Source organism: Endobacterium panacihumi, from assembly GCF_050847465.1.
GTDB lineage: Bacteria > Pseudomonadota > Alphaproteobacteria > Rhizobiales > Rhizobiaceae > Neorhizobium > Neorhizobium panacihumi.
Genome location: NZ_JBOZRA010000001.1, coordinates 2,330,141 through 2,344,670, shown reverse-complemented (window position 1 = coordinate 2,344,670; position 14,530 = coordinate 2,330,141). Strand labels below are relative to the sequence as shown.

The following is a 14,530-nucleotide window of genomic DNA, read 5'->3' as shown; positions in this document are numbered from 1 at the left end:
ACTTAAGGGAAGCGGACTTTAACTTCGGGTATTTTTAACTCGAACCCCCGGCGCCCAGTGTCCAATGGACACGCCCAGGAGATTTCATGTCAGTATCTACCCCGTCGCGCGAAGATTTCGCAGCCCTGCTGGAAGAATCCTTTGCCAAGACCGATCTCGCCGAAGGCTATGTTGCCAAGGGTATCGTCACGGCGATTGAAAAGGACGTTGCCGTCATCGACGTCGGCCTCAAGGTCGAAGGCCGTATCGCGCTGAAGGAATTCGGTGCAAAGGGCAAGGACGGCTCGCTGAAGGTCGGCGACGAAGTTGAAGTTTACGTCGAGCGCATCGAAAACGCTCTTGGCGAAGCTGTTCTGTCGCGCGAAAAGGCTCGCCGCGAAGAAAGCTGGGTCAAGCTCGAAGTCAAGTTCGAAGCTGGCGAGCGCGTCGAAGGCGTTATCTTCAACCAGGTCAAGGGTGGTTTCACCGTCGATCTCGACGGCGCCGTTGCCTTCCTGCCGCGTTCGCAGGTCGACATCCGTCCGATCCGCGACGTTACCCCGCTCATGCACAACCCGCAGCCCTTCGAAATCCTCAAGATGGACAAGCGTCGCGGCAACATCGTTGTTTCGCGCCGTACGGTTCTCGAAGAGTCCCGCGCCGAGCAGCGTTCTGAAATCGTTCAGAACCTCGAAGAAGGCCAGGTTGTTGACGGCGTCGTCAAGAACATCACCGATTACGGTGCGTTCGTTGACCTCGGCGGCATCGACGGCCTGCTGCACGTCACCGACATGGCATGGCGCCGTGTGAACCATCCGTCGGAAATCCTGTCCATTGGCCAGCAGGTCAAGGTTCAGATCATCCGCATCAACCAGGAAACCCACCGCATCTCGCTCGGCATGAAGCAGCTCGAGTCGGATCCGTGGGATGGCATCTCGGCCAAGTACCCGGTCGGCAAGAAGATTTCCGGTACCGTCACGAACATCACCGATTACGGTGCATTCGTCGAACTGGAGCCGGGCATCGAAGGCCTGATCCACATCTCCGAAATGTCCTGGACGAAGAAGAACGTTCATCCCGGCAAGATCCTTTCGACCACGCAGGACGTCGACGTCGTCGTTCTCGAAGTCGATCCGTCCAAGCGCCGTATCTCGCTCGGTCTCAAGCAGACCCTCGAGAACCCGTGGCAGGCATTTGCCTTCAGCCACCCGGCCGGCACTGAAGTCGAAGGCGAAGTCAAGAACAAGACCGAATTCGGCCTGTTCATCGGCCTCGAAGGCGACGTTGACGGCATGGTTCACCTGTCGGATCTCGACTGGAACCGTCCGGGCGAGCAGGTCATCGAAGAGTTCAATAAGGGCGACATCGTCAAGGCTGTTGTTCTGGACGTTGACGTCGAGAAGGAACGCATCTCGCTCGGCATCAAGCAGCTCGGCAAGGACTCGGTCGGCGACGCTGCCGCTTCCGGCGAACTGCGCAAGAACGCTGTCGTATCGTGCGAAATCATCGCCGTTAACGACGGTGGCATCGAAGTGAAGCTGGTCGAGCACGAAGACATCGTCTCGTTCATCCGCCGCGCTGACCTCGCTCGCGATCGCGACGATCAGCGTCCGGAGCGCTTCTCGGTTGGCCAGGTTCTCGACGCTCGCGTCACGAACTTCTCCAAAAAGGACCGTAAGGTCATGCTGTCGATCAAGGCTCTCGAGATCGCAGAAGAGAAGGAAGCCGTTGCTCAGTTCGGTTCGTCGGACTCGGGCGCTTCGCTCGGCGACATCCTGGGCGCCGCCCTGAAGAACCGCGGCAACAACGAGTAATCGTCAAGCTTCGATCTTTTGAAATGAAGAGGCCGCCGGAGATGATCCGGCGGCCTTTTTCGTCGGCAGTCCGGTGTTCCATGTAAATCTATTCCAGAACCGCCAGCCGCCGATAAAAATCCTCGGCATTTTGTGCCGGATGATTCGACAGGTGCTGACGTGGTGCCGCCCGAAGGTCCTGTTTGACCGGAGTTATATCCAGCTCGACGGGGGCATCTGTCGAGATCTGGGAGAGCACCGTTTCCGCCGCAACCTCGTCTTGTGCCGTCTGCTCCTCGCCTTGCGAGGAATGTCCGCCGCCAGAACCCTGACGCGATGGCTGGCCGTCGTCTCCGACTGCCGGCTTTCGTTTGATGTCGTGCTCTTGACTGTCATCGAACTCCTGAGCAGCGACATGTGGCACCAGCGGATGTGCAGGTGGTTCGCGGGCTGGCAGCATCATCATGCCAAGCAGAGCTTTTTCGAAGGCCGCGTCCGTCTGTTGCGCAATGGTTGCCGCGTTTGGCGCCGTTGCCGACGTCGGAAAGGCATTGGCCTGTGGGATGACCGCTTCGCCGTCCGCCGTACGGGCGGTACGGATGTGTGGCCCCGCTTCATTGCCATCTTCAGGAACGAATTCTGTTGCAAGGGGCTCGCCCATGGCTGCCGTATTGGCCTGAGAGGTCAGTCCCTGCCGCCATTCGCGCGGTTCCGGTTTCCCCACCGGTAATTCCGAAACCCATTCGGACACGAATTGATCGACCGTTCTTTCGGGAGATGGCAAACCCGGCATGTCGGTTTTGTCATGCGCGCGCCGAATCAGGACTGCCGCGTCATAGATTGCGCCGCCGACCGACCTTGGAGCGCTATCATTTCGGGCAGGTGTCTGCGTGTCGGCGCCTGTCTTTGCATTCGAACTCGTCGCTTCATTGCGTTCCGTCGTCTGCGCGGCAGAGCGCGGGCTGGCGTCTACGCCGGGTTCTTCGGCGGCAATCAACTCTGGTTCGCCCGTCGCGATGGTCTCTGCACTGGCGGTCCTGGGGTGAGCAAGCGGATTGCCTGCATCGCCGGCGAGGTGCGGACCCTCCACGTTACCTATCGACCCGTCGCGACCAGATACTACAAGCTTTTCAGGCGACGATTGGGGTGCGGCATCCGCCCCGGGTTTGATTGCGCCGCTATTGTCGCGTTCGATTGAGGCTTTTGTGGATGTTGTACCCTCTCCGGCCGATCGGGGGGGCGCCGGCGATTCTGCACTCGTATCGTTATCGCTATGGTCGGGCGTGCCGGAAACACCGCTTATCGTCGAGCCTCTCTGATCGTTTGCCGATCCGGTGGCCGTATTGGCGTTGGCCGGAAGGTGGCCTGCCTCGTTGCCATTGTTCTGTCGGTAGGAATTGACCGCATGACCGGCGGCCAGATCCTTTCCCTGGTACTGGGCGATCTCGATCTGCACGGCCAATCGCGCGGAGGCTGGGCCGGACGGGTCTTTCAACAATTCGGTCAGCAGGCGAAGGGTTGCCCCCTGCATGATCTGGTTCAGCTGTATCTGCAGCTTTGCGCGCTCGACGGCATTCAGCGCATTGATCGCTGCAGCCAGCCGCTTGCTGTAATCCGTCAGGGCCTCTCCTTCGCGACGTGGCAGCTTCAGCAGGCTGCCGAGCGTTTCGGCAAAAACGGAAAGGCTCTGTCCCAGTCGTAGCTGGCCGGAAAGGCCGAGCAATTCGACGCTGGACGTCGGGCCTGCCGAAGCGCGCGATAGGGCGACTGGCGCTGCGGTCATGTCCTGAGCCGGCGCATCGGTCTCTGCCCGTGGAGGCGAAGCCTGTCTCTGGTTTGCTTGAAGTGCGACGGATGTGGCAGGAACAGGGGGCAGCATGGCCGGCTCACGTCAAGGAGGACAATCCTCAAGTTGATGGGACAGGCCGGCGACGTCGGTCAAAATTTCCGCGATCTTGAACAGATGCGGCCGCGGCGCCTCATGGCGTCTTTCATGCCGAATAATGCTGCTTAATATGCCCGAAACATTCCTAACGTTTTGCTAATGCGCCGGTCATCTGAAATGCACACTACATCGTATGTCTGCGTTTCAGGATGTCATAGAGGCCGATATCGTCCACCAGCATCCGCGCCGAAAGCGTTTGTGCATCCGAAGCCGTATCGTCCTTGCCTATCGTCAGTTTTTCCAGCGTCTCGACATCTTCCTCATGGGTAGCATCTGAAACATTGGTCGCAATGTCGGTGATGGTTCCAGCCTCTTCCGATGTTTCCCGCTCATTGACCGATATGTCCTCCGCCTGCTCGCCGATCTCCGTTTCGGCCGTCAGGCTCAGCAACAGAAGGTCATCGCTGCTTTCCATATTGTCAGGATTTCGTTCGCCGTCGCTCCTCTCGCTGTCTTCGCGAAGGCGCTTCTTCATGATGTCCTGAACATCCTTGACGTCATCGAGCTTCTCGGCGGCTTCCCTGGCCTTTATGTCCTCAAGTTCTTCGGCGCGGGTTTCTTCATCCACCACGCGGCTGGGGTCGCTGTATTGTGGCCCCAGTTTCAGTTCCTCCAGCGTCTTCGGGTCGGAGGCATCGTCAAGACGTTGAAGTATTTTTGCTCGTTGGTCGGCGGTGGTCCTGCCGTCACCGTGCTGGCGCTCAAGCGCCTTTTCCAGCCGCTCGTTTTCTTCGCCCCATGGCGACTTGATGGCGTTGACGAGTTCGGTGAGGGAAATGTCGAGTTCGTCCAGACCCAGTTCTTTGCCCAGGTCGCCCATGCCCGCGGTGCCGATGGATTTCAGTGCATCTTCAATCGCGCGACCATAGGCGTAGTTCGATGTGCCGTCCTCGCGGCTGATACCCAGCTTTTCGCCGAGCTTATCCATCAGCTGTATCTTCAACTCGTTGATATCGATCTTGTTCATGCCGAAAAGCGCCTCGGCAATACGGCCTTGCGCATGCTTGGCTTCAGAACTGGCGCTGATGCGTGCCTTCAGGAGCGGATCATCTTTGCGACCCGTTTTCTTTTCCTGCTCCTGCTGACGCCGCTCCTCGATCGAGTCGAGTATCGTCTGCATGCTGTCGGTGATGGCGGTGCTGGCCGCGATCTGTGTCGGGAGTAGCATTGTCCTGCGCTCGCGTCGCTACGGTTGCCGGAAGGCTAAGCGCGCAGGCTTAACGCTCCCTTAAATAACCATGGCAAGAAACAGCGTCAGCTATGGGCAAAGATATCGGTTTCATCCCAGCCCAGAAGGTCGAGCTTCGAGCGTGTCGGCAGGAAAGCGAAACATGCTTCGGCCAGTTCCATGCGCTTATCGCGGATGAGGCGGTTCACCTGCTTGTCACGCAGCGCGTGCAGATGCAGCACGTCCGATGCGGCATATTCCAGTTGCGCCTGCGAAAGCACGTCGGCGGCCCAGTCCGTCTGCTGCTGCGCCTTGGAAATGTCGACCTCCAGAAGTTCGCGCAGATTGTCCTTCAGTCCGTGCCGGTCCGTATAGGTGCGCGTCAGTCGCGAGGCGATCTTGGTGCAGAAGACCGGCGCCGTCGTTACCCCAAACGTGTGAAACAGCACGGCAATGTCGAATCGGCCGTAATGAAAGATCTTTTCATGTGTCGGGTCGGCCAGCAGCGCCACCAGATTGGGCGCCTCTTTCTGGCCGGCGGCAATGCGGATCACGTCGGCCGTGCCGTCGCCGGGGGAAAGCTGTACGACACAGAGGCGGTCACGGCGCGGCACCAGTCCCAGTGTTTCCGTATCGATCGCAACCGCGCCGGTGTAGCGGACGGCGTCGGCGGCTGAAATGTCGCCTTCGTGGTAACGGATCTGGGCCATGGAACATCCTCTTTCGAAACTCTCCTCGCTATACCGCAAACGCGAACAGTCCTGCCATCTTTAAATGGTTTGCCTCGTTTGGAGTCAGGATTTCGGGAAGGGTTGCACAAAACGCATTGCTGCGTTGCAACAAATTGATTTCCCTTTCTACTAATGCATGGCTATAAGCAAATCATCGAAGCGACGCACTCCTCCTCCCAGCGTCGCCCGATACGGATCGACAACATCCTCCTCCTCCCAGTTGTCGGTCAAGTTTAAAGCCTGCCGCACCTCCTCCCGCGGCAGGCTTTTTCATTTTCAGCCCCTTGTTTCTAAAGGGCGCTATTCCAGATATTTTTCTGATCGGTATCCGTTGCGGCCATACGTCACGTAAGTGTCATCTGCCGCCGATATACCCACCTCGCCTTCACTTTCACAACTCCTCAGCGAGGTTCCACCATGCGCAAAATTCTTGCCGCTCTGGTCGCTACGACCGTTCTTGCCGGCGCCGCCCAGGCTGCCGAAGTTTTCCCGCTCGATCGCGCCACGATCCTTTCGGGTTCGCCATTCGATTTCAAAGTCGAGTTCGATGCCGTCGTAAAGCCGGAAGACGTGAAGATCACCGTCAACGGCCAGGACTACAAGGCCGCCCTCGGCAAGGAAGTCGAATTCGTCGCTGAAGAAAAGAACAAGGACAAGGTTCTTGGTTCTGCTGTCATTCTGCGCGACATCACCATCGCCAATGCCGGTGACTACAAGGTCGAGGTTTCGGCCGGTTCGGAAACCAAGAGCGTCACCTGGAATGTCTACGGCACGCCGTCGCAGGCCAAGGCCAAGAACGTCATCTTCCTGATCGCCGACGGTCTTTCGGTTGCGCATCGCACCGCTGCCCGCATCATGTCCAAGGGCATGAGCGAGGGTAAGGCCAATGGCCGCCTCAACATGGATGAGGTACCGCCGGTCGCCTTCATCGGCACCTCCGCCACCGACGCCGTTGCCACCGATAGCGCCAACACCATGTCGGCCTACATGACCGGTCACAAGACCGCCGTGAACGCCATCGGCGTTTACGCTGACCGTACGCCTGCTTCGCTGGATGACCCGAAGGTCGAAAACATCGCCGAAGCGCTGCGTCGCCAGACCAAGAAGTCGATCGGTATCGTTTCGACGGCCGAACTGCAGGACGCAACGCCTGCTGCCGTCGTTGCCCACACCCGCAAGCGCGGTGACAAGGCCGATATCAACGGCATGCTGTTCGATCTGAAGCCGGAAGTCGTTCTCGGTGGTGGTTCCGCTTACTTCCTGCCGCAGTCGACTGCCGGCTCGAAGCGCAAGGACGACAAGGATTTCGTAAAACTGTTCCAGGACGCCGGTTACAAGCTGGCAACCAGCAAGGGCGAGCTGGAAACGGCATCCGGCGCCAATGACGGCAAGATCCTCGGCCTGTTCCACACGGGCAACCTCGACACCACGCTCGACCGCGAATTCCTGAAGAAGGGCACGGTCGGCAAATTCCCGGAACAGCCGGGCCTCGTCGAAATGACCAAGGTTGCTCTCGACACGCTGTCGAAGAACCCGGAAGGTTTCTTCCTGATGGTTGAAGCCGCCAATGTCGACAAGATGTCCCACCCGCTCGATTGGGACCGCGCCGTTGTCGACACGATCGAATTCGACCAGGCGATCGGTGTTGCCCGCGAATTCGCCGCCAAGAACCCCGACACGCTGATCGTCGTCACCGGCGACCACACCCATGGCGTTTCCATCATTGGCACCGTCGATGACGAAAAGCCGGGCACCGAGATGCGCGAAAAGGTCGGCACCTATGCCGAAGCCGGCTTCCCGAACTACGAAGACAAGAACGGCGATGGTTTCCCGGATAAGGTCGACGTTTCCCGCCGCCTGTTCCTGAACGCCAATAACGGCCCGGACCATTACGAAACCTTCCGTCCGAAGCTCGATGGTCCGTTCGCACCGTCGATCCAGAACGAAAAGAAGGAATATGTTGCCAACGAACAGTACAAGGACGTGCCCGGTGCCGTCTTCGTACAGGGCATCATCCCGAAGAGCGCTGACAGCGGCGTGCACGCTGTCGACGACATCGTTCTGCAGGCCGAAGGCCCGGGTGCCGAAGGTTTCCGTGGCTACATGGAACAGAGCGACGTCTACAAGGGCTTGGCTGAAGCCTTTGCTCTCGGCGCAAAGCAGACCAACTAAGACCTGAATATCGTGAGGGCACGCTGCAATGGCGTGCCCTTGCCTTCACGGCTCTTGTGTCGCTGTCCTGTCGAGCGCACGATGCCTGAGACATTTCCAAAAGGAGAATGGTCATGAACAAGCCGGTTCAGGCGCGTTTCAATCGCCGCCAAACCCTTCAGACCATGGGCCTCGGCCTCATTGCCGGCCTGCCGCTTCTGGCCGCCGCCACCCGCGCCAAGGCCAATGACGATATCACGTTCGACGAACTGTATGGCAAGATCAGCGTGCTTGGCCTCGAATTTTCCGACAAGGTCAAACAGTTGAACGGCAAGGATATCGCCATGCGCGGTTTCATGGCCCCGCCGCTCAAGGCCGAAGCGCAGTTTTTCGTGCTCACCGAAATCCCCATGTCGATCTGCCCGTTCTGCTCGACCGATAGCGACTGGCCGGACAATATCGTCGTGGTCTATCTCGGTGAAAAGCAGACCTTTACCCAGCCCAGCCAGACGATCGAAGTGCGCGGCAAGCTGGAAATGGGCTCCTGGACGGATCCGGAAACCGGCTTTGTCAGCCTCCTGCGCATCCGGCAGGCCGAATACGCCACGGTTTGACAACATGCTGCCGCTGAAAATCGAAAATCTCGCCGTCGCCTTTCCCGGTCTGGCGGTGCCGGTGCTCGATATCGATCATCTTGAAATTGTCGCCGGCAGCCATGTGGCGCTGACGGGCGGTTCCGGTTCCGGCAAGAGCACGCTCATCAACATCATTGCCGGGCTCGAGCGCATCCGCACCGGACGCGTGTTTTGGGGCGAGCAGAACCTTGCCGATCTTTCCGAAGGCAAACGCGACCAATGGCGCGCCCAAAATATCGGTCTGGTCATGCAGGATTTTCATCTGTTTCCAGGCCTTTCCGCCCTCGAGAACATCCTGCTGCCGGCTCGCCTGTCGCGCGTCGCCAATGCCGAACTGGTCGCGCGCGCGCACACGCTGTTCGAAACCGTTGGTCTCAAACGCCCGGAACAACACATCGAAACCATGTCGCGTGGTGAAATGCAGCGTGTGGCCATCGCCCGCGCCCTGCTGCGCAAGCCCGGCGTCATCATCGCAGACGAACCAACCGCCAGCCTCGATCTGGAAAGTGGAGAGGCAGTCGGTGACCTGCTTTTGTCAGTCGCAGCCGATGCCGGCTCCACGCTCATCGTCGCCAGCCATGACCAACGTCTCGTTGAACGGCTCGATCGTCGTCTGTCGCTGAAAAGCGGCCGCATCATCGCGGACACGATGACCGGGGAGATCGCGGCATGATCCGCTTCATTCTTGCCGATCTGCGTCGCCTCTGGCTGGGTGGCGCCGTTGTCATTGTCCTTGTGGCACTGGCGACCGCGCTCGGTGTCGCCGTCACCCTTCAGGAACGCTCGCTTCGCCTCGGCAGCGCGCGTGCGGCGGATAAATTCGATCTCGTTGTCGGTGCCGCCGGCAGCGAAACGCAGCTCATCCTCTCCTCCATCTTTCTGCAGCCCGCGCCGCTGCCTCTGGTGGATGGTTCGGTTCTGACGAAGCTCGCCTCTGATCCGCGTGTATCGTGGGCGGCACCGGTCGGTTTCGGGGATTCTTTTGCCGGCTATCCAATCATCGGCACGACGACGAGCCTGATCGGCGGCACCACGACCGGTTTTTCCGAGGGAAAAATGTTTGCGCTGGAAGGCGAGGCCGTGCTCGGCGCGGCGGTCGATCTGTCCATCGGCGCCGAAATCAAACCCATGCACGGCACTGCCGAAACGGGTGGCCATACGCATGCGGGGCCGGCTTACAAGGTGGTCGGCAAGCTGCAGCCCACCGGCACGCCTTGGGATCGCGCCATCCTCGTGCCCATTCAGGCCGTCTGGCATGTCCACGGCCTCGGCGAAGAGCATGGTCATCAGGAGGAACATGAGGGCGAGCACCACGACGCGGATGGTCACGATCATTCCGCCGAAGGTGAGGCGCATCACGAAGAGGCCGATGCCCATGCCGATGGGGAGGCAAGTCAGCCGGAATCGGCTGCTCAGGCTGCAGGAGTTCAGCAGGGCCAGAAATATGCTTTTGCGCTGGGTACTGCCTCGTCAAAGCATGTCGAGGAAGAACATCACGGCAGCATCGACCCCGATGCGCCGATCGCAGAAACCTTTGGTGCGTCCACACCTGGACTACCGGCCATTCTCGTAAAACCCAAAACCATCGCGGATGCCTATCGCCTGCGTCAGGAGTATCGCTCAGGCTCCACGCTCGGGGTCTTTCCGGGCGAGGTTTTGACCAGCCTTTACGCGACGCTCGGCGACGCCAAGATGGTGTTGAGCGCCGTCGCTGCCGGCTCGCAAGGTCTGGTCGCTGCTGCACTCGTTCTGGTCACCGTGATTCACGTGGGTCAACGCCGACGCCAGATCGGCGCCCTGCGCGCCTTCGGGGCGCCGCGCAGTTCGGTCTTCCTCATTGTCTGGCTGGAACTTTTCCTGCTCGTCGCGCTTGGCGTCGGCATCGGCTTTCTGGTGGGATTGGGGGCTGCCCATGTCAGCGCACAGATGTTCACCGCCAAAAGCGGCGTCATCCTGCCGGTCGGTTTTACCCGCGAGGATGTGCGGTTGGCTTTGATCCTGCTCGGCTTTGCTGCTGTGCTGGCCGCCGTGCCGGCACTGCTCGCCTATCGTCAATCTCCGGCTCAGGCCCTCAGGGCCTGAGCAAAGCCGACTTTCGCCTCAACGAAGAGCGGTAATCGCGGCCATCACGTCATCTTCGATCGTCAGGCCGGCCTCCAGAGCCGTCTGACGTAATCCGCGGCCACGGCGCCCCGGAAGCCGTACACCCTCTTCACGAGCCATCTCCGTGGCAAGGGCGGCCATCCGTTCCGTCGCGCCGCCTGCCGCGGCATTCGGGTCGATGGCAATGATCATGTGACCGAGTGAGGGGGCAGGGCCGTGCTCATCGAACAGCGAACTGGCCTGATAGGAAAAATTGGCGCCGGTCAGTCCGGCTGCCAGAACCTCCACCATCAGCGCCAGAGCCGCGCCCTTTGCACCACCCGCCGGTGCCATCGTGCCTTTCAGCGCTTCCGCCGCGTCGGTGGTCGGGTTTCCATCCGCGTCAAATGCCCAGTCATCGGGAATTCTGGCGTTTTTCTGGTGCGCCGCCATCACTTTTCCACGCGCGACCTTGGAAAGGGCCAGATCGATCACCAGCGGATCGGCGCCTGCTACCGGCACGGCAAAGGCGATCGGATTGGTGCCGTAAAGCGGCGTCTTGCCGCCCCAGGGCGCCATGGCCGCCGGTGCATTGGCAAACATCATCGCCACCAGTCCCTGCTCGGCAAGGCGCTCCACCGTCAGCGCCATCACGCCGGCATGGTGCGAACGGTTGATGGCGGCAAGCGCAATCCCCTGTTCCTGCACGATCGCCGGCAGCATATCGACTGCCAGATCAAGCGCCGGATAGGCAAAACCATGTGCCGCATCAATGGCCAGCACCCCTGGTCTGGAACGTGATGCCGAAGGTACTGCGCGCCCATCCACTTTGCCGGTGCGCACCTGTCTTACATAAGCGGGCACGCGCCGCAGCCCATGTCCGCCCTGGTCGGCCGCTTCCGCCTGCACAAGCGCCCGCGCCACCGAACGTGCGGCGGGCGTATCGACACCGTTGTCCTGGAAAACGGATGAAATGAGGAATTCGGCTTCCGCCAGCGAAATGTTCATGGAACTGCACCTGTTGCGATGCAGCAAAGTTAGCAAGTGCCAACTTAAAGCGCCACCGCCGCACTTGATCTCTCAAGGCGGCGGTGGGAATTTTTAGCGGATGGTGAAGCGGATAGGCACCGTGATCGTCTTGTTGACGCCGGCTGGCGGTGCCGGAACAGGTGATGCCCGTTTCAGCAGCGCCAGAACCTCCTGATCGAGCGCATCCGAACCGGAAGAACGCGACAGCGAAACGGACAGGACGTTGCCGCTGCTGTCGATCTGGAAGCGCACGGAGGCGGTTCCTTCTTCGCGCCGTGACCGCGCGGCCGCCGGGTATTTCTTCCTGCGCTCCAGATGCGCGGCGAGGCGGCCCTGCCAGCGCTGCGGCGAAATCGAGGGCGCGCTGGATGTGCTTGTCGACGTCTGCTGTGCGGCAGTGCGATTGGACTGGTTGGCGTCCACCTTGGCTTCCTGGCTCGCCTTGGAAGCCGGCGCCTGTTTTTTCGGGCGCGGCTTTTCGGCCACCTTTTTCTTCACCGGTTCTTCCGGCTTCTTTTCCACCGGTTCCGGTGGCCGCATCATCGGCAGAGGCACTTCGACATTGTCGAGCGCTGCCATCTGTTCTTCCACGATCGGATCGACCTGCGGTTCCGGCGGTTCTTCCGGCACGGTCTCGGTCACCTCCTGCACCGGCTCCGGGGTCGGTTCCGGTGGTTGTTCTTCGACGACAGGCTCCGGCGGCGGCGGTTCTGGCGGCGTCACTTCCTGCGGCGTTTCCGGCTGGGGTTCCACCGGCTCGGGTGTGTCGCTCTTTATCTCTTCGGAGTTTTCCGTCTGTTCGGAAATCTGCGTTTCCTCCGGCGTTGCCGCTTCCGGCTCCGGAGCAAGTTCGATCATGATCGCCGGCGGCGGTGCATTGTCGCCAGCCGCCACTTCGGTCTGCTGCATCAGGTAGAAGCCGGCGCCGATATGCAGGGCGAGTACGACCAGACCCGCCGTGCCCCAGAGCGCAGCCTCTCCAAAACGCCCGGCCGGCGTTGGATTGTAGGTCACCGGGTTCAAGGATTGGCACCTCCGGCAGGCGCAGGTGCGGCCGGAGCGGCCGCCGGTGCCGCGCCATCCTGCGCGGGCATCGGGGCCGGAAGGCTTTCAAGGCCCACAAGCGCGATCTTCAGATAACCCGCATCCCGCAAAAGGTTCATCACTTCCATGAAGTGACCGTAATCGACCATCTTGTCGGCGCGCAGGAAAATGCGTGTGTCGCGCTTGTTGCCGGTCAGGCGATCCAGCGTGTTGGCCAATTCCTCGCGTGAGACGATATCGTTGCCGAGGTTGAGGCTCAAATCTTCCTTGACCGTCAGATACATCGGTTCATCCGGCCGTTCGGCCGGCTTGGCGGTCGAGGCGGGCAGGTCGACATTGACGTCCACGGTGGCAAGAGGTGCGGCCACCATGAAGATGATCAGCAGGACCAGCATGACGTCGATGAACGGCGTCACGTTGATCTCGTGGTTTTCGGCCATTTCCTCGCCGTGGTGTTCGCGAATACCGCCAGCCATGGTCTTACTCCCCGGCGACGAGCGAAACCGGCTTGGCACGGCCGCCCGGTGGGATCTTGCGGAAATCGAGGTCGCGGCTGACAAGGCGCTCGACGCCGGAAGCGGCATCAGCAAGAAGCTGGCGGTAACCGGTAACAGAGCGCGCGAACAGGTTATAGATGACGACGGCCGGGATCGCGGCAACAAGGCCGATCGCGGTCGCGAGCAAGGCTTCGGCGATACCGGGCGCGACGACGGCCAGATTGGTCGTGTTCGATTCCGAAATGCCGATGAACGAGTTCATGATACCCCAGACGGTCCCGAACAGGCCGACGAACGGACCAACCGAGCCGATCGTTGCCAGAATGCCGGTACCGCGCGCCATGCGGCGTCCTGCAAAGGCTTCGATGCGGGTCAGTACGGAAGAAACGCGTTCCTTCACGCCGTCGCCGTCCGCATGTTCGATAGCGGCTTCGGACACTTCCATTTCCTCAGCGGCCGCCCGCAGCATTGCAGCGGCCGGTCCACCGCGTCCTTGCGTCGCCTGCACGGCTTCCGCCAGTGTACGGGCCTTGCGGATGGCCTTGATGGTCCTGTTTGCGCGGGCGCGGGCGCCTGCCAGTTCAAGCGTCTTGGCAAACCATACGGTCCATGTCAGCAGCGATGCGATGGCAAGGCCGATCATCACACCTTTGACCACCCAGTCGGCCTGCATGAACATGCCCCAGGGGGAGAGGTCGTGCGGCAGGTCGGCGCGCGGCGCTTCCTCGCTGGCTGCCGGGGCAATCTCGGTTGCCTGCGGTGTCTGGTCTGCGCTTGTCTGAACAGGAGCGTTGGTTGCGGGTGTCTCCCCGGTTGCCTGCGCCGGTGCGGGCTGTTGCGAAGCGGCCGGTGTGGTCGCGGGAGCAGGCGTGTTCGAAGGAGCGGCATTGTTATCGGTCGCTGCCGGCTGTTCCGGAGTGCCTGCCTGCGGCAGGCGACCGGTCGGCGCGCTTGGTGCCGTCTGGGATGGCGCGGCGTCGGACGCTGTCGGTGCGGAATTCTGCGTCGGAGCAGCCGGCGACGTTGCCGGGGCCTGGCCCTGAGCCGGTGTTGGCGCCGGCGTGGCAGGCGCATTGTTCTGCGTCGTGGACGCGGCCGGTGCCTCCGCCGGCGGCGTCTGTGCCTGAGCGGATGCCGTCATCAACGTTGCCGCGATGATCGCTGTGCAGGATAGAAGGTGTATGCCACGGCCACGGATGGTCGAAACGCAATTCTCGGCAATGGACATTCAAAAATTCTCCGGACTCGAAACAGGCTCGCACGATGCATCCCATCGTGTGCCATGCCCGGGAGAATGCTTCTCGCATTCAATCCGTCAGCGAACATGCCCCAGGCGACGCTCGTACCGTTCGGTTACCCGATAGTAAACTTGACTTCTCTTGGCAACAATAAATTGCTGCGCCACGGTAAAATATGCTTGTGCGAATCAAGTTTTCGCGCGGTCACCGCTGCTGCCTTCCTGTAAAAACTGCTGCG

Annotated in this window: 12 protein-coding genes; 5 read left to right on the top strand and 7 right to left on the bottom strand. The window is 60.7% G+C overall.

The genetic code is table 11. The features are described 5' to 3' along the window. The first annotated feature begins 86 nt into the window (after nucleotides 1–86). The gene (gene rpsA / locus ACRQ1B_RS11680) at nucleotides 87–1,793 is read left to right on the top strand and encodes a 30S ribosomal protein S1 (protein WP_432293724.1); all 1,707 of its coding nucleotides are present in this window, start codon (nucleotides 87–89) and stop codon (nucleotides 1,791–1,793) included. Between the two features lie 88 nt (nucleotides 1,794–1,881). Here the strand turns inward: rpsA and ACRQ1B_RS11675 are convergent, their stop codons facing one another. The 3 genes from ACRQ1B_RS11675 to ACRQ1B_RS11665 form a co-directional block, all read right to left on the bottom strand. Then, nucleotides 1,882–3,555 carry a hypothetical protein gene (locus ACRQ1B_RS11675; RefSeq protein WP_432293723.1) on the bottom strand — a complete coding sequence of 558 codons (1,674 nt, stop codon included), beginning with the start codon at nucleotides 3,553–3,555 and terminating at the stop codon, nucleotides 1,882–1,884. 286 nt (nucleotides 3,556–3,841) lie between these two features. Beyond that, a complete protein-coding gene (locus tag ACRQ1B_RS11670; protein WP_432293722.1) occupies nucleotides 3,842–4,885 on the bottom strand; it encodes a hypothetical protein in 1,044 nt (347 codons plus the stop codon). An 86-nt stretch (nucleotides 4,886–4,971) separates the two neighbouring features. After that, nucleotides 4,972–5,595, bottom strand: coding sequence for a ribonuclease D (locus tag ACRQ1B_RS11665; protein WP_432293721.1), 624 nt, complete (start codon nucleotides 5,593–5,595; stop codon nucleotides 4,972–4,974). Between the two features lie 438 nt (nucleotides 5,596–6,033). Here ACRQ1B_RS11665 and ACRQ1B_RS11660 point away from each other — a divergent pair, with 438 nt between their 5' ends. From ACRQ1B_RS11660 to ACRQ1B_RS11645, 4 genes are all read left to right on the top strand, one after another. Continuing rightward, nucleotides 6,034–7,788, top strand: coding sequence for an alkaline phosphatase (locus ACRQ1B_RS11660; RefSeq protein WP_432293720.1), 1,755 nt, complete (start codon nucleotides 6,034–6,036; stop codon nucleotides 7,786–7,788). A 164-nt stretch (nucleotides 7,789–7,952) separates the two neighbouring features. After that, on the top strand, nucleotides 7,953–8,381 hold the full coding sequence (locus ACRQ1B_RS11655) for a hypothetical protein (RefSeq protein WP_432293881.1): 429 nt from the start codon (nucleotides 7,953–7,955) through the stop codon (nucleotides 8,379–8,381). A gap of 4 nt (nucleotides 8,382–8,385) precedes the next feature. After that, nucleotides 8,386–9,075: an ABC transporter ATP-binding protein gene (locus ACRQ1B_RS11650; protein ID WP_432293719.1), complete on the top strand. Its 690-nt coding sequence runs from the start codon at nucleotides 8,386–8,388 to the stop codon at nucleotides 9,073–9,075. Further along, nucleotides 9,072–10,484 carry an FtsX-like permease family protein gene (locus ACRQ1B_RS11645; protein WP_432293718.1) on the top strand — a complete coding sequence of 471 codons (1,413 nt, stop codon included), beginning with the start codon at nucleotides 9,072–9,074 and terminating at the stop codon, nucleotides 10,482–10,484. The genes ACRQ1B_RS11650 and ACRQ1B_RS11645 overlap by 4 nt, the downstream gene beginning before the upstream one ends. 18 nt (nucleotides 10,485–10,502) lie before the next feature. Here the strand turns inward: ACRQ1B_RS11645 and ACRQ1B_RS11640 are convergent, their stop codons facing one another. The 4 genes from ACRQ1B_RS11640 to exbB all read right to left on the bottom strand — a co-directional run bounded on the left by ACRQ1B_RS11640 (nucleotide 10,503) and on the right by exbB (nucleotide 14,195). Further along, nucleotides 10,503–11,492: an Ldh family oxidoreductase gene (locus ACRQ1B_RS11640; protein ID WP_432293717.1), complete on the bottom strand. Its 990-nt coding sequence runs from the start codon at nucleotides 11,490–11,492 to the stop codon at nucleotides 10,503–10,505. Nucleotides 11,493–11,585: 93 nt separating this feature from the next. Next, nucleotides 11,586–12,527: an energy transducer TonB family protein gene (locus ACRQ1B_RS11635; RefSeq protein WP_432293880.1), complete on the bottom strand. Its 942-nt coding sequence runs from the start codon at nucleotides 12,525–12,527 to the stop codon at nucleotides 11,586–11,588. Between the two features lie 5 nt (nucleotides 12,528–12,532). Continuing rightward, nucleotides 12,533–13,033 carry a TonB system transport protein ExbD gene (gene exbD, locus ACRQ1B_RS11630; RefSeq protein ID WP_432293716.1) on the bottom strand — a complete coding sequence of 167 codons (501 nt, stop codon included), beginning with the start codon at nucleotides 13,031–13,033 and terminating at the stop codon, nucleotides 12,533–12,535. A 4-nt stretch (nucleotides 13,034–13,037) separates the two neighbouring features. Then, a complete protein-coding gene (gene exbB / locus ACRQ1B_RS11625) occupies nucleotides 13,038–14,195 on the bottom strand; it encodes a tonB-system energizer ExbB (RefSeq protein WP_432293879.1) in 1,158 nt (385 codons plus the stop codon). Between the last annotated feature and the right edge of the window lie 335 nt (nucleotides 14,196–14,530).

What these genes read in the sequence shown, in the direction of transcription:
- rpsA (WP_432293724.1), top strand. Translation starts at nt 87, where the DNA reads ATGTCAGTATCTACCCCGTCGCGCGAAGATTTCGCAGCCCTGCTGGAA.
- ACRQ1B_RS11675 (WP_432293723.1), bottom strand. Translation starts at nt 3,555, where the DNA reads ATGACCGCAGCGCCAGTCGCCCTATCGCGCGCTTCGGCAGGCCCGACG.
- ACRQ1B_RS11670 (WP_432293722.1), bottom strand. Translation starts at nt 4,885, where the DNA reads ATGCTACTCCCGACACAGATCGCGGCCAGCACCGCCATCACCGACAGC.
- ACRQ1B_RS11665 (WP_432293721.1), bottom strand. Translation starts at nt 5,595, where the DNA reads ATGGCCCAGATCCGTTACCACGAAGGCGACATTTCAGCCGCCGACGCC.
- ACRQ1B_RS11660 (WP_432293720.1), top strand. Translation starts at nt 6,034, where the DNA reads ATGCGCAAAATTCTTGCCGCTCTGGTCGCTACGACCGTTCTTGCCGGC.
- ACRQ1B_RS11655 (WP_432293881.1), top strand. Translation starts at nt 7,953, where the DNA reads ATGGGCCTCGGCCTCATTGCCGGCCTGCCGCTTCTGGCCGCCGCCACC.
- ACRQ1B_RS11650 (WP_432293719.1), top strand. Translation starts at nt 8,386, where the DNA reads ATGCTGCCGCTGAAAATCGAAAATCTCGCCGTCGCCTTTCCCGGTCTG.
- ACRQ1B_RS11645 (WP_432293718.1), top strand. Translation starts at nt 9,072, where the DNA reads ATGATCCGCTTCATTCTTGCCGATCTGCGTCGCCTCTGGCTGGGTGGC.
- ACRQ1B_RS11640 (WP_432293717.1), bottom strand. Translation starts at nt 11,492, where the DNA reads ATGAACATTTCGCTGGCGGAAGCCGAATTCCTCATTTCATCCGTTTTC.
- exbD (WP_432293716.1), bottom strand. Translation starts at nt 13,033, where the DNA reads ATGGCTGGCGGTATTCGCGAACACCACGGCGAGGAAATGGCCGAAAAC.
- exbB (WP_432293879.1), bottom strand. Translation starts at nt 14,195, where the DNA reads ATGACGGCATCCGCTCAGGCACAGACGCCGCCGGCGGAGGCACCGGCC.